Below are 13,263 nucleotides of genomic sequence, written 5' to 3' on the forward strand. Positions count from 1 at the left end.
TCAGGCCTCGATGCGCTTGCCGGAATCGGCGTCGAAGAAATGCAGGTGCTCGGCCGTGGCCGTGATCGGCAGGCGATCACCGCTGCGCACAGGCATACTGCTGTCCAGCCGCACCACCACCGGCTGGCCGCCCAGCGTGCCATACGCATAGGAGTCGGCGCCGAGCGCCTCGACCAGGCGGACCTCGATCTCGGCGATCGCCTCATGCGCCGCGCACGGCTCGATATGCTCCGGACGCAGGCCAAGCAGCGCGCGCTCGGGCAGGTGCAGGCCCATCGGCAAGTGGCCGAGCGTGGCAGGCACGCCTTGCGCACCCGGCTTCTGCTCCACGCGCATCTGCGCTTCGCCCTGCCCGCCGTTGGTCCGCGCCACCGGCACCAGATTCATCGGCGGCGAGCCAATAAAGCTGGCCACGAAGGTGCTGGCCGGGCGTGCATAGACTTCCAGCGGCGTGCCGATCTGCTCCACGCGCCCGCCGTTGAGCACCATCATGCGATCCGCCAGCGTCATGGCTTCGACTTGGTCGTGAGTCACATACATGCTGGTGGTGCGCAGGCGGCGGTGCAATTCCTTCAACTCCAGGCGCATCTGCACGCGCAGCTTGGCGTCGAGGTTGGACAGCGGCTCGTCGAACAGGAACACGGCAGGCTCACGCACGATCGCCCGGCCCATGGCCACGCGCTGACGCTGGCCGCCCGACAGCGCGCGCGGCTTGCGCTCAAGCAGCGGCGCCAGCTCCAGGATGCCGGCGGCGTGCTTGACGCGCTGCTCGATCTCGCTCTTGTCCATGCCACGGATCTTCAGCCCGTAAGCCATGTTGTCGTACACGCTCATATGCGGGTAGAGCGCGTAGTTCTGGAACACCATGGCGATGTCCCGCTCGGCGGGCTCGAGGTGATTGACGATCTTGTCGCCAATATGCACCTCGCCGCCGCTGATGGCTTCCAGCCCGGCTACCATGCGCAGCAGCGTGGATTTGCCGCAGCCCGAGGGGCCGACGATGACGATGAACTCGCCATCGTTGATTTCCATATCGATGCCGTGGACAACCTTGACGTTGCCGGCGTAAGTCTTCTGTACGTTGCGAAGCGACAGTTTTGCCATTGCTATTCTTTCTCGCTGGCAAGCGTGGCGGGCGCGCCATCACATGGGCACGCCCCGCCCCGCCCGCTTATTTTTCGGTTTCGACCAGGCCCTTGACGAACCACTTCTGCATCAGCACCACCACGATCGCGGGCGGCACCATGGCCAGCATCACCGTGGCCATCACCAGGTTCCAGTCGGTCGCGGCATCCCCGGAGCGGGAGATCATCTGCGTGACCCCCACCACCACCGGCGTCATCGACTTCTGCGTGGTGATCAGGAGTGGCCACAGGTACTGGTTCCAGCCGTAGATGAACTGGATCACAAAGAGCGCCGCGATGCTGGTCTTGGACAGCGGCAGCACCACGTCCTTGAAGAAGCGCAGCGGCCCGGCGCCGTCGATGCGCGCGGCCTCGGCCAGCTCATCCGGAATGGTCAGGAAGAACTGGCGGAACAGGAAGGTCGCGGTCGCCGAGGCGATGATCGGGATGGTCAGGCCGAAGTAGCTGTCCAGCATGCCGAGATCGGACACCACCTTGTAGGTCGGCAGGATCCGCACTTCCACCGGCAGCATCAGCGTGATGAAGATCATCCAGAAGAAGGTCTTGCGCAGCGGGAACTTGAAGTACACCACCGCGAAGGCCGAGATGATCGAGATCGTGATCTTGCCCAGCGCGATGCCCAGCGCCATGATCAAGCTGTTCAACATCATGGTGGAGACAGGCGAGGCGGCATTGCCCACGCCGGCCACCAGCACGGTGCGATAGTTCTCCAGGAAATGGCTGCCCGGCAGCAGCGTCATCGGTGCCTGCAGCACCTCGTCGGCGGTCAGCGTCGAGGCAACAAACGTGACATAGACGGGGAAAGCCACTACCACTACGCCCAGCACCAGCATCAGGTGCGAGAGAAAATCTAGAAAGGGTCGTCGTTCTACCATTTTGCCAATCCTTCAGTACTGCACCTTGCGTTCCACGTAGCGGAACTGCACCACCGTGAGAACAATCACGATCCCCATCAGCACAACCGACTGCGCGGCCGAGCCGCCGATATCGAGTCCGCGGAAGCCATCCTGGTAGACCTTGTAGACCAGCGTATTGGTAGCGTTGACGGGGCCGCCATGGGTCACCGCGTCGATAATGGCAAAGGTGTCGAAGAAGGCGTACACCACATTGATCACCATCAGGAAGAACGTGGTCGGCGACAGTAACGGGAATATGATCGACCAGAACCGGCGCCAAGGCCCTGCACCATCGATGGCGGCTGCCTCGATCAGCGATTTAGGGATGCTCTGCAAGCCGGCCAGGAAGAACAGGAAGTTGTAGCTGATCTGCTTCCACGCTGCGATCAGCACCACGAGCAGCATGGCCTGGTTGCTATTGAGCAAGAAGTTCCAGTCTACGCCGAACCGATGCAGCGCGTAGGACACCACGCCCAGCGTCGGGTTGAACATGAACATCCACAGCACGCCCGCCACCGCCGGCGCCACGGCATACGGCCAGATCAGCAGCATCTTGTAGCCACTGGCGCCCCGCACCACGCGATCGGCGAAGTAGGCAAGCATCAGCGAGACCGTCAGCCCGACCAGCGTCACCCCGACGGCGAACACGCCCGTGACGCGAAACGCGTTCAGGTACTGCGCATCGCTGAACAGATCGCGGAAGTTCTCCAGGCCGACGAACTGGAGATCAATACCGAAGGCATCCTGCCGCAGCACAGACTGATACAGCGCCTGTCCGGCCGGCCAAAAAAAGAAGATCAGCGTCACCGCCATCTGCGGCAGCACCAGCAGATAAGGCAACCATGAAGATCGGAATACGACCCGTTTTTCCATCACGCATCCAAGCCACCGCTGTGCGCGGCGCGTCATCAGTCATAGCCAGTGCGGCGAGGCTGCCGCACAAACCAAAGACGGAGGCACAGCCTCCGCCTACTAAACACTCAAGAAGCCGCAGCGCCTATTCGCGGACCGTCTTCTGGAAGCGCTCCAGCAGTTCATTGCCGCGCGCAACCGCAGAATCCAGAGCCTCCTTAGGCTGCTTCTTGCCGGTCCACACTGCCTCGAGCTCTTCGTCGATCACCGTACGGATCTGCGGGAAGTTCCCCAGGCGGATGCCTCGCGACTTGTCCGTGGTCTTGACGATCATCTGCTTGACCGCCACGTCCGCGCCGGGGTTCTTCTCATAGAAGCCCGATTTCTTGGTGAGTTCGTAGGCTGCCATCGTTACCGGCAGGTAGCCGGTCGACTGGTGCCAGTCGGCCTGCACCTCGGGGCGCGACAGATAGGTGAAGAACTTGGCTACGCCCTTGTATTCCTCGGCCTTCTTGCCGCCCATCACCCACAACGAAGCACCGCCGATGATGGTGTTTTGCGGGGCGCCCGGCACGCCTTGCTCGTACGGCAGTTGCGCCACGGTGAAATCGAACTTGGCGTTCTTGCGGATATTCGCCAGCGCCGCAGAGGAACCGGTCAGCATCGCGCACTGGCCGGCAATAAACTTCGCCTTCGGCTCGTCCTTGCGGCCGCCGTAGACAAAGTAGCCCTTCTGCTGCATGTCGAGCAGGTTGGCAATATGCTTGACGTGCAGCGGCGAATTGAACACCAGGCGCGCGCCCGTGCCACCGAAGCCATTGTTCTCGGTGGCGAACAAGACGTTGTGCCAGGCCGAGAAGCTTTCCAGATGCACCCACGACTGCCAGTCAGTGGTGTAACCGCAAGAGATGCCGGCAGCCTTGAGCTTGGCGGAATCCGTGGCCACCTCTTGCCAGGTCACGGGCGGCTTGTTCGGATCCAGCCCGGCCTTCTTGAAGGCGTCCTTGTTGTAGTACATCACCGTGGTGGAGCTATTGAACGGGAACGACAGCATCTCACCCTTGCTCGAGGTGTAGTAGCCAGCCACCGCCGGGATGTACATCTTCGCGTCGAACTTTTCGCCAGCGTCCTTCATGACCGTCGCCACCGGCTTGATTGCACCCTTGGCGCTCATCATGGTGGCCGTGCCCACCTCGAATACCTGCAGGATCGCCGGCGCGTTGCCCGAGCGGAAGGCGGCGATGCCCGCCGCCAGCGACTCGTCGTACTGGCCCTTGTAGATCGGTACGATCTTGTAATCGGACTGGCTGGCATTGAACTGCGTGGCGATCGCGTTCACCTTCTCATTGAGCGCACCTTCCATCGAATGCCACCACTGGATCTCGACGGCGGCATTGGCCGATCCTGCGCCGGCCAGCATGGCAAAAGCCGCCAGGGTCAACGCGGTACGTTTTACGGTCATGGAAATCTCTCCTGTTCTATCTTGTGGCATTGGACAAAAATCGCCCGACTGTATGCAGTTTTTGTGACAGGCGGATGTTACCCCGCCTTGTTGGATTGGAAAACCGGGCATTTCTACTAAATTACAATAATATGACAACGATTTATCGGCAGCTTGACAGGGTAGAATCTCGCGCTATGCAAGCCATACAAAGCCTTCCCGCCCCGGCGCTGCGCCGGATTCGCGGCGTACTGACCGATATCGACGGCACCATCACCACTGACGGCAGGCTGCCTGCTGCCACCTACATGGCGCTCGACCGCCTCAAGGCAGCCGGGCTGCACGTGATCCCGGTCACGGGACGCTGCATCGCCTGGGCCGAGATCCTGACGCGGTTGTGGCCGGTGGACGCCATCATCGGTGAAAACGGCGCCTTCTACTCCCACCTGCGCGCGGGCAAGCTGGTGACCCGTTACCTGGACGACGCCGCCACGCGAGCCGATAACCTGTCGCGCATCCACGCGCTTGGCAAACGCATCGTGCAAGAGGTGCCAGGCTGCGCGCTGGCCTCGGACCAGGCCTGGCACGCCGCCGACCTGGCTGTCGACCACGCCGAGGACGTCGCCCCCCTGCCGCCCGCCGCGGTCGAGCGCATTGCCGGGCTGATGCGGGAAGCCGGCATGACCGCCACGGTCTCGTCCATTCACGTCAACGGCTGGTTCGGGGATCACGACAAGCTCAGCATGAGCCGTTTGTGCGTGGCGGAGTTACTGGGCGCGGACCTGGATGCCGAGCGGGAGGAATGGCTGTTTATCGGCGACTCCGCGAACGACGCCAGCATGTTTGCTCATTTCCCGCTGTCGGTCGGGGTGGCTAATATCCGCGACATCCTGCCTCAGCTGCCAGCCAAGCCGGCCTATATCACCGAGGCGGCCTGCGGCGAGGGCTTCGCGGAAATGGCTGAACTTCTGCTGGCCGCGCGCAGCTGACCTGCCAAAGGCGAGCACCCAATAAAAAAACAGCCAGGCAAGCCCGGCTGTTTTTTTATGTGCTGCAACGACGGGCATGACCCGATTCAATCGAAGCCCAGCTCCTGCAGCTTGCGCGTGATGGTATTGCGGCCAATGCCCAAGCGCGTGGCCGCCTCGACGCGGCGCCCGCGGGTAACGCCCAGCGCAGCCTCCAGCACCGCCTTCTCGAAACGCCGCGTCAGTACGTCCATGACTTCCGGCTGGCCGGACTCCAGCATGGCGCGGGCTTCCCCCGCCAGCAGGTGCTCCCAGCCGGCCAGCGCGCTGGCCGCAGCCGAGCGGCCAGCGTAAGCCAGCGCGGTATCTGGCTCCCCGCCCAAGGTGGAAGGCGCGGCGCCGTAGTCGACGGCGTCATGGCCATCGGCATCGTCCGCCCTGCCCTCTGCCCGGAACTCCGCCTGGCGCACGGCGCCGGCACCGCCGCCCGGCGCCGTGCCAGTGCCGATCATCTCGGCCGGCATGTCCTTGACCTCGATGGTCTGTGCGGGCGCCATCACGGTCAGCCAGTTGCACAGGTTCTCCAGCTGACGCACGTTGCCAGGGAACGGCAGTGTGCTGACATAGGCCAGTGCCTCGTCCGACATGCGCTTGGGCTCCACGCCCAGTTCCTTGGCACTCTTCTGCAGGAAATGACGCGCCAGCAGGGTGATGTCTTCCGGCCGTTCGCGCAGCGGCGGCAAGCGCAGGCGGATCACGTTGAGGCGGTGGAACAAGTCCTCGCGGAACAGGCCTTCCTTGACGCGCGTTTCCAGGTTCTGGTGGGTGGCGGCAATCACACGCACGTTGGCGCGCAGCGGATTGTGGCCCCCCACGCGGTAGAAGTTGCCATCCGACAGCACACGCAGCAGGCGCGTTTGCAGGTCGAAGGGCATGTCGCCGATTTCGTCGAGGAACAGCGTGCCGCCCTCGGCCTGCTCGAAGCGGCCGCGGCGCATGGTCTGCGCGCCGGTAAAGGCGCCGCGCTCATGGCCGAACAGCTCCGACTCCAGCAGGTCCTTCGGAATGGCTGCGGTATTGAGGGCGATAAAGGGCCCGTTGGCCCGCGGGCTGTGCTTGTGCAGCGCCTGCGCCACCAGTTCCTTGCCGGTACCGGACTCGCCGGTGATCAGCACCGTCACGTTCGATTGCGACAGGCGGCCGATGGCGCGGAACACGTCCTGCATGGCCGGCGCCTGGCCGAGGATTTCCGGCGCGTCGACCAGTCGGTCTTCGAGCTCCTCCTCGCGCAGGCTTTCCTGCAGCGCGCGGCGAATCAACTCGACCGCCTTATCCACATCGAAGGGCTTGGCCAGGTACTCGAAGGCGCCACCCTGGAAGGCCGCTACCGCGCTATCCAGGTCGGAGTACGCCGTCATCACGATGACCGGCAACCCAGGATGCCGCGCCTTGAGCGCTTGCAGCAGGTCCAGGCCCGAGCCACCCGGCATGCGGATATCGGAGATCAGGACCTGTGGTTCGTCGTCTTCCAGTGCGGCCAGTACGTCGCGCACGTTGGTGAAGCTGCGTGAGAGCAGGCTTTCGCGGGCGAGGGCCTTCTCAAGAACCCAGCGGATTGATTGATCGTCGTCGACTATCCAGATCGGCTTCATGTGCGTCGCTTGTCTGCTCGGTGTCATTTGGTCTTCCGTGAACCTGGCCGCACACCGCCGGCAAGCCGGTCGGCAGCAATCATTGGGGCAGTTCCAATTGCTGTCGCCGATGCGATCAATGCAGGGGCAGCAGGATACGGAAGTCGGTACAGCCCGGCCGGCTCTCGCATTCGATCAAGCCCTCGTGCTGCTGCACGAAGGTTTGAGCGAGTGTGAGACCGAGGCCGCTACCGCCATCCCTGCCCGACACCAGCGGGTAGAAGATGCGTTCGCGGATATCCTCGGGGATGCCCGGACCGTTATCAATGACATGCAAGTCCAATGCCAGCTTGAATAGTCGCTTCGCAATGGTGACCTGGCGGGCCACCCGGGTCCGCAGGATGATCTGCGCATCGCCCCGCGCCACGCGCTCCGCGAGTGCCTGGGCAGCGTTGTGGACGATGTTGAGCACGGCCTGGATCAACTGCTCCATGTCGCCGCGCAGGTCGGGCAGGCTCGCGTCGTAGTCGCGCACGATATCCAGCCCTGAGGGGAATTCGGCCAGCACCACCGAGCGCACGCGCTCCAGCACCTCATGGATGTTGAGGTCGGACACGATGTGCGGATGGCGGTGCGGCTCCAGCAGGCGGTCCACCAGCGTCTGCAGGCGGTCCGACTCCTTGATGATGACCTGGGTGTACTCCCGCAGCGAACGGTCAGGCAACTCGAACTCTAGCAATTGCGCCGCGCCTCGGATGCCGCCCAGCGGGTTCTTGATCTCATGCGCCAGATTGCGGATGAGCTCCTTGTTGGCCGAGGTCAGGTCGAGGATGCGCTCCTCGCGGTCGCTGCGGACCTTTTGCTCGTTGGGAAGCACTTCCACCAGTACCGTGTCGGCCGTGGCATCCAGCGCGCCGATCACCACGTGCGCGTGCATCGGCTCCTGCAGGGGCGGATGCAGAACCACATCCTGCCGGCGCGCGTCGAACTGCCGTGAAATCACGGTCTCGATCATGCTGCCGAGCTCTTCCGAAGCGCCGAACAGGTCTGCCAGCGACAGCTCCACCATGGCTTTGCGCGACACCGCAAAGCTGGCCTCGGCGGCGGGATTGGCGTAGACGATGCGCAGGCCGGGCTGGCGTACCAGCAACACGGGGTTGGCGACCACGTCCAGCCCCTGGTGGTAGGACACATCGCCTAGTGGCAGCACCACGGCTCCACCCTCGGCCGGCGTGCCAGCCCCGGCCAAAGCCACCTTGCGCGAGACGCTGCGAATCAGGCGACGCATAGTGCTAGTCCTTCAAATTGGAGAGTTCGCGCCGCAGCGAAGCGGCATTGGCCTCGCCACGCGCGATGTCGTCGCGCAGCGTGGCGGTACGGTCGAGGTACTTCTGGTAGTTACGTTCATTGCCCTGGCGCTCGGGCTGGCCGTTGTTGAACTCGGCGCGCAACGCGGCCAGTTTGGCCTCCTCGCTTTGCAGCTCCTGCTCAAGCACCGCGCGGCGCTCGCTATCGCGGCTTTTCTGGGTAGCACTGTCCACGCGCGGAAACGCGGTGGGCGCCATCGTGGGCCCGACGCCCTTGCCTGCCGAAGGGGCGCTCACGCGCCCGCCCGGCACCGTCGTGACTTCCGGCAGGCTGAGCCGCTTGCAGCCCTTGCCGCCGTTGCCGTTGCGGTACTCAGGCACGCCGTTGGGGCCAGCGCAGACATAAATATCCGACTGCGCCGGGGCCGGCCGGCTCCAGCACAACAGCACAAGCGCCAGCATGGCGCAGGCAGCCGCCGATACGTGCATGGAGGCACTGAACCGGTGCATGGGTCGAAGCGAGGAAAGCGGGAATTCGAGCGCGTCCATTGACATCAGCATGGGATGGTGGGAAAGGAGCCCCATTCTAGCGATCAAACCGGCGAGCAAAACAAAAAGGGACAGCCGAGGCCGCCCCTTCCTGGTGCAACTGTTGCCCGGTCACAACCTGGCAACGCCTCGCCTTACAGCGAGTAGTACATATCGAACTCGATCGGGTGCGTGGTCATGCGGAAGCGGGTCACTTCTTCCATCTTCAGCTCGATGTAGGCATCGATCATGGAGTTGGAGAACACGCCGCCGCGCGTCAGGAACTCGCGGTCGTTGTCGAGGTATTCCAGGGCTTGGTCGAGGCTGGAGCACACGGTCGGGATCTTTGCATCCTCTTCCGGCGGCAGGTCGTACAGGTTCTTGTCGGCAGCTTCGCCCGGGTGGATCTTGTTCTGCACGCCGTCCAGGCCTGCCATCAGCAGCGCCGAGAAGCCCAGGTACGGGTTCATCAGCGGATCCGGGAAGCGCGTCTCGATACGACGGCCCTTCGGGTTGGCAACGTACGGAATACGGATCGATGCCGAACGGTTGCGAGCCGAGTAAGCCAGCTTGACCGGTGCTTCGAAGCCCGGCACCAGACGCTTGTACGAGTTCGTGCCCGGGTTGGTCAGGGCGTTCAGCGCGCGCGCGTGCTTGATGATGCCGCCGATGTAGTACAGCGCGAATTCCGACAGGCCAGCGTAGCCGTTGCCTGCGAACAGGTTCTGGCCGTCCTTCCATACGGACTGGTGCACGTGCATGCCCGAACCGTTGTCGCCAACGACCGGCTTCGGCATGAACGTAGCCGTCTTGCCGTAGGTGTGGGCAACGTTCTGGATCACGTACTTTTGCAGCTGCGTCCAGTCAGCGCGCTGCACCAGCGTGCTGAACTTGGTGCCGATTTCGTTCTGGCCCTGGCCAGCCACTTCGTGGTGGTGGACTTCCACGGGGATGCCCAGCGATTCCAGGATCAGGCACATTTCCGAACGGATGTCCTGGAAGGTGTCGATCGGGGCAACCGGGAAGTAGCCGCCCTTCTTGCCCGGACGGTGGCCGCTGTTGCCGTGTTCGAACTCCTTGCCCGACGACCACGGTGCTTCTTCCGAGTGGATCTTGACGGAGCAACCCTGCATGTCAATGTTCCAGGTCACGCCGTCGAAAATGAAGAACTCGGGTTCCGGGCCGAAGAAGGCGGTGTCGCCCAGGCCGGTGCTCTTCAGGTAAGCCTCGGCGCGCTTGGCGATGGAACGCGGGTCGCGGTCGTAGCCCTTGCCATCCGACGGCTCAACCACGTCGCAGGTCAGGATCAGGGTCGGTTCTTCGTAAAACGGATCGACGTTAGCGGTATTCGGATCCGGCATCAGCAGCATGTCCGAAGCCTCGATACCCTTCCAGCCGGCGATCGACGAGCCGTCGAAAGCGTGGCCGCTTTCAAACTTGTCTTCATCGAAGTGCGACACGGGTACCGACACGTGCTGCTCTTTGCCTTTGGTATCGGTGAAACGGAAGTCGACGAACTTGACGTCGTTTTCCTTCACAAGCTTCATCACATCTGCAACGCTGTGGGCCATGCCTATCTCCTGGAAATTCGGCTGAATCTAGAAAAGCCATTCTTGCGTCGATCTCCGCTGTGCAACGCATCAAAGACGTTTGCATCAACACAAAGATCGGCCACGAAAGGGACGAGGAATGTTAGCAGAAAGCATGCCAAGGCAACCCCCTAGTTACCCCTGCGTTCCCGAAAAAAGTGCAGCCAGACGGCGCGATACGGGGGGGCAGGCGCGTTTCGGGTGCCGCATATGGCATACGCATAAATCCGTTCGGCTTCCGCCTCATTCCGGGGACGCCAGCGAGTCTCCCCGGCCCCCGCGGAAATCACCAAAAGTGTGCATACTGGCGCCTTATTGCCCTTTTTTGGTGCCAACGCACCAGATTAGAACATTGTGGTGCAAACCGAGTGCCGTTGCCTACTTGCGGTGCAAGATCCTGGCTACCAAGGGACTCGCAGCGCGCAACCAAGCCGGGCGCAACTTCGGCACAACCGATGCCGCTTGCTGCCGTTCACATCCAAAGGCCGCCGGCGAGCACGCCCGGCGCGCTAGAATATCCGGCAGCCTCTGCCAGATGCCATTTCACCCACCGATTTTGTCACCCAGATGACCACCCGAGACGATCTACTCCAAGCTGCGCGCGAGCGCCAGCAGCAAAACCAACTGCCATACTTCGGCGCCCTCTCGCCCCAGGAGGCCTTTGCACTACTGCAGGGCGACCCGACCGCCGTGATGGTAGACGTGCGCACGCAGGCTGAGCTCGACTGGATCGGCGGGCCGGACCTGCCGGAAGCCCAATTGGCGCATGTGGAATGGAGCAGTTATCCGGGCGGCACGCAGAACGCCGCCTTTATCGCGCAGCTCAGGGCCCGCGTGCCCGCCGATGTGCCCGTGCTGTTCCTGTGCCGCAGTGCGGCACGCTCCAAGCACGCTGCCCGCGTCGCCACGGAAGCCGGCTATCAGTTCGCCATGGACGTGCTGGAAGGCTTCGAAGGCGCTCGCGACGAGCAGCACCATCGCAAGACGGTGGAAGGCTGGTGCTTCCGCGGCCTGCCCTGGCACGGCGCCTGAAGCTCGGGAACGCGTACATCGCGCAAAAAAAGCAAGACGGGACAGCGTGGCTGTCCCGTTTTTTCATTGCATCTGCCACGTCGGCGCCGTCACGGCTCAGTCCCCTGCCGGATCTCCCGGACGCCGCGCCGCAACCTCCACCAGCTCGAAGCCCATTGCCTGCACGCCTTCGCGCAGCATGGCATAGGCAGGCTCGACCTGGTCGGCCAGCCCCTTCACACCCAGGTCGATGTGGCGGCGCGCATAGAGCTCGCCGCGCTTGGCGTCGCCCACCGACGGCAGGCTGAATACGCGGATGCCTTCGAAGGCGGCCTCGACCCGCTCCATCAGCGGCGTCAGCGTGGATTCCGGCGCCTCGAACACCAGGAACGACCGCTCCACTTGCACCGCCTGATGGAACAGGTGGGAATAGTAGTTATCCAGCACCCATTCCATCATCGGCCACGCCATGACCGGGAAGCCAGGCATGAAATGATGGTCGGCCACGGAAAAGCCGGGGATGCGGTTGTAGCTGTTCGGGATGATGCGCGCCCCGGCGGGGAATTCGCCCATCTTGAAGCGATGCTGGTTCTCCGGCAGGTTCAGGTCGGCCTTGGCGGGATCGCCCGCCGCGGTCTCCGCGATCCGCAAGGCGATCTGCTCGCGGGCATCCGGATGCAGTTCCAGCGGCACGCCAAGCGCGGCCGCGGCGCACTGCCGGGTGTGGTCATCGGGTGTGGCGCCAATGCCGCCGGTGCAGAACACCACATCGTTGCCAGCGAACGTGCGGCGCAGTGTGGCGGTGATGCGCGCGCGCTCGTCGCCCACGTACTCCGCCCAGTCCAGCGCCAGCCCGCGCGCCGCCAGCAGTTCGATGGCACGGCGCATATGCTTGTCTTCGCGCCGCCCCGACAGAATCTCGTCACCAATGACGATCAGGCCGAAACCCATGATGCCCTCGCTTCAGGATTGTTCAATGCGCCGCACATCGGACGGCGCCAGGTCGATAACGTCCACCACCGGCGCCGCCGCGGCTGCCGCAGCAGCGCGCTCGGCGCGCAACTGCTCCAGCGCGCGCAGGCAGAAATGCCCAAACCACAGTGCCGAGAAAATAAAGATCAGCACATACAGCCACAGCGTGCCCGCGAGCACGAACGGGAACAGGAAAATCAGCGCCGCCGAGGCCACCCAGATCAGCGTCGGCGCCGAGCCCAGCAGGCCCACCGCCACGCCGATGGAGAGCAACGCCATGCGATGGCGCTTCATCAGCGTCTTGCGCTCCTCTGGCGTGGCATGCTGCGCGAGCGCGTCGTAGGTCATCACACGATAGGTCAGCCAGCCCCATAGCAAGGGCGGGATCAAGGCAAAGAAAGGCGGGATCAGCCACAGTGGCAGCGTCACCAGCGCCAGCAGCAGGAACACCATGGTGCTGCCCAGCGCCTGGAACACGCTGCCCACCATGCTGCCACCCTTGGCCTTGACCAGGTCCGGATAGCTGCGCTCCAGGTGCCGCACCGCGGCTGGCACCGAGAACAAGCTGATAAACACCAGCATGGAAGCGATCACCAGCGGGATCATCAGCGCGATCACAAACAGCGGCGCCACCACCGTGCGCAAGGACTGCAAGCCGAACCAGTCCAGCGCGCCGTAGATCCAGCTGGTCAGCACCGACGTCTCGAGCACGCTGCGCGCGGCCGTCATGATCGGCTCCCACCCCCACAGCAGCAGGCCACCCCACAGCCCGGTGGCGAGCAGGAAAGGAATGACGGTAAGCATCAGCATGCGCGGATGCAGCTGGCTGATCAGGGCACGGCCTAGCGCGCGAAAAATATCGTTCATGCAGTAAATTGGGGTTCCACAAAGGCGGGATTAACTAGACTAGCACACGTCATAAG

11 protein-coding genes and 2 pseudogenes are annotated in these 13,263 nt (G+C 63.4%); 2 read left to right on the plus strand and 11 right to left on the minus strand.

What is annotated here, in order from left to right:
- The 4 genes from F7R26_RS11730 to ugpB form a co-directional block, all read right to left on the minus strand.
- Complete coding sequence (locus F7R26_RS11730; RefSeq protein ID WP_150990978.1) at positions 1 to 1,104, minus strand: sn-glycerol-3-phosphate import ATP-binding protein UgpC; 1,104 nt, start codon at positions 1,102 to 1,104, stop codon at positions 1 to 3.
- Between the two features lie 67 nt (positions 1,105 to 1,171).
- Positions 1,172 to 2,020, minus strand: a complete 849-nt coding sequence (gene ugpE, locus F7R26_RS11735; RefSeq protein WP_006157799.1) for a sn-glycerol-3-phosphate ABC transporter permease UgpE — start codon at positions 2,018 to 2,020, stop codon at positions 1,172 to 1,174.
- 12 nt (positions 2,021 to 2,032) lie between these two features.
- Positions 2,033 to 2,914: a sn-glycerol-3-phosphate ABC transporter permease UgpA gene (gene ugpA / locus F7R26_RS11740; protein WP_043347372.1), complete on the minus strand. Its 882-nt coding sequence runs from the start codon at positions 2,912 to 2,914 to the stop codon at positions 2,033 to 2,035.
- A gap of 124 nt (positions 2,915 to 3,038) precedes the next feature.
- Positions 3,039 to 4,355 carry a sn-glycerol-3-phosphate ABC transporter substrate-binding protein UgpB gene (gene ugpB, locus F7R26_RS11745; RefSeq protein ID WP_150990976.1) on the minus strand — a complete coding sequence of 439 codons (1,317 nt, stop codon included), beginning with the start codon at positions 4,353 to 4,355 and terminating at the stop codon, positions 3,039 to 3,041.
- Between the two features lie 176 nt (positions 4,356 to 4,531).
- On the opposite strand from ugpB, the gene F7R26_RS11750 reads away from it, so the two are divergent.
- Complete coding sequence (locus tag F7R26_RS11750; protein ID WP_150990974.1) at positions 4,532 to 5,323, plus strand: HAD-IIB family hydrolase; 792 nt, start codon at positions 4,532 to 4,534, stop codon at positions 5,321 to 5,323.
- Between the two features lie 86 nt (positions 5,324 to 5,409).
- On the opposite strand, the pseudogene F7R26_RS41940 reads toward F7R26_RS11750, so the two are convergent.
- From F7R26_RS41940 to F7R26_RS11770, 5 genes and pseudogenes are all read right to left on the minus strand, one after another.
- Positions 5,410 to 5,652: pseudogene (locus F7R26_RS41940) on the minus strand (helix-turn-helix domain-containing protein); the annotation flags it as partial.
- A 167-nt stretch (positions 5,653 to 5,819) separates the two neighbouring features.
- Positions 5,820 to 6,954 (minus strand): annotated as a pseudogene (ntrC, locus tag F7R26_RS11755) (nitrogen regulation protein NR(I)); the annotation flags it as partial.
- A 115-nt stretch (positions 6,955 to 7,069) separates the two neighbouring features.
- Complete coding sequence (gene glnL, locus F7R26_RS11760; RefSeq protein ID WP_150990970.1) at positions 7,070 to 8,221, minus strand: nitrogen regulation protein NR(II); 1,152 nt, start codon at positions 8,219 to 8,221, stop codon at positions 7,070 to 7,072.
- Between the two features lie 4 nt (positions 8,222 to 8,225).
- Positions 8,226 to 8,789, minus strand: coding sequence for a DUF4124 domain-containing protein (locus F7R26_RS11765; RefSeq protein WP_416351283.1), 564 nt, complete (start codon positions 8,787 to 8,789; stop codon positions 8,226 to 8,228).
- Between the two features lie 134 nt (positions 8,790 to 8,923).
- Positions 8,924 to 10,339, minus strand: a complete 1,416-nt coding sequence (locus tag F7R26_RS11770) for a 3-hydroxylaminophenol mutase (RefSeq protein WP_043347388.1) — start codon at positions 10,337 to 10,339, stop codon at positions 8,924 to 8,926.
- A 585-nt stretch (positions 10,340 to 10,924) separates the two neighbouring features.
- Here F7R26_RS11770 and F7R26_RS11775 point away from each other — a divergent pair.
- Positions 10,925 to 11,389 carry a rhodanese-like domain-containing protein gene (locus tag F7R26_RS11775; protein WP_150990968.1) on the plus strand — a complete coding sequence of 155 codons (465 nt, stop codon included), beginning with the start codon at positions 10,925 to 10,927 and terminating at the stop codon, positions 11,387 to 11,389.
- A 96-nt stretch (positions 11,390 to 11,485) separates the two neighbouring features.
- Here F7R26_RS11775 and F7R26_RS11780 read toward each other — a convergent pair whose 3' ends face one another.
- Positions 11,486 to 12,319 carry a competence/damage-inducible protein A gene (locus F7R26_RS11780; RefSeq protein ID WP_150990966.1) on the minus strand — a complete coding sequence of 278 codons (834 nt, stop codon included), beginning with the start codon at positions 12,317 to 12,319 and terminating at the stop codon, positions 11,486 to 11,488.
- Between the two features lie 12 nt (positions 12,320 to 12,331).
- On the minus strand, positions 12,332 to 13,207 hold the full coding sequence (locus tag F7R26_RS11785; RefSeq protein ID WP_150990964.1) for an EI24 domain-containing protein: 876 nt from the start codon (positions 13,205 to 13,207) through the stop codon (positions 12,332 to 12,334).
- Positions 13,208 to 13,263 lie beyond the last annotated feature (56 nt).

Origin of the sequence: Cupriavidus basilensis (assembly GCF_008801925.2) — a bacterium.
GTDB lineage: Bacteria > Pseudomonadota > Gammaproteobacteria > Burkholderiales > Burkholderiaceae > Cupriavidus > Cupriavidus basilensis.

Coding starts and splice junctions, on each gene's coding strand:
- glnL (WP_150990970.1), bottom strand. CDS start 8,221: ATGCGTCGCCTGATTCGCAGCGTCTCGCGCAAGGTGGCTTTGGCCGGG.
- ugpA (WP_043347372.1), bottom strand. CDS start 2,914: ATGGAAAAACGGGTCGTATTCCGATCTTCATGGTTGCCTTATCTGCTG.
- F7R26_RS11785 (WP_150990964.1), bottom strand. CDS start 13,207: ATGAACGATATTTTTCGCGCGCTAGGCCGTGCCCTGATCAGCCAGCTG.
- F7R26_RS11775 (WP_150990968.1), top strand. CDS start 10,925: ATGACCACCCGAGACGATCTACTCCAAGCTGCGCGCGAGCGCCAGCAG.
- F7R26_RS11765 (WP_416351283.1), bottom strand. CDS start 8,789: ATGGACGCGCTCGAATTCCCGCTTTCCTCGCTTCGACCCATGCACCGG.
- ugpB (WP_150990976.1), bottom strand. CDS start 4,355: ATGACCGTAAAACGTACCGCGTTGACCCTGGCGGCTTTTGCCATGCTG.
- F7R26_RS11750 (WP_150990974.1), top strand. CDS start 4,532: ATGCAAGCCATACAAAGCCTTCCCGCCCCGGCGCTGCGCCGGATTCGC.
- F7R26_RS11730 (WP_150990978.1), bottom strand. CDS start 1,104: ATGGCAAAACTGTCGCTTCGCAACGTACAGAAGACTTACGCCGGCAAC.
- ugpE (WP_006157799.1), bottom strand. CDS start 2,020: ATGGTAGAACGACGACCCTTTCTAGATTTTCTCTCGCACCTGATGCTG.
- F7R26_RS11780 (WP_150990966.1), bottom strand. CDS start 12,319: ATGGGTTTCGGCCTGATCGTCATTGGTGACGAGATTCTGTCGGGGCGG.
- F7R26_RS11770 (WP_043347388.1), bottom strand. CDS start 10,339: ATGGCCCACAGCGTTGCAGATGTGATGAAGCTTGTGAAGGAAAACGAC.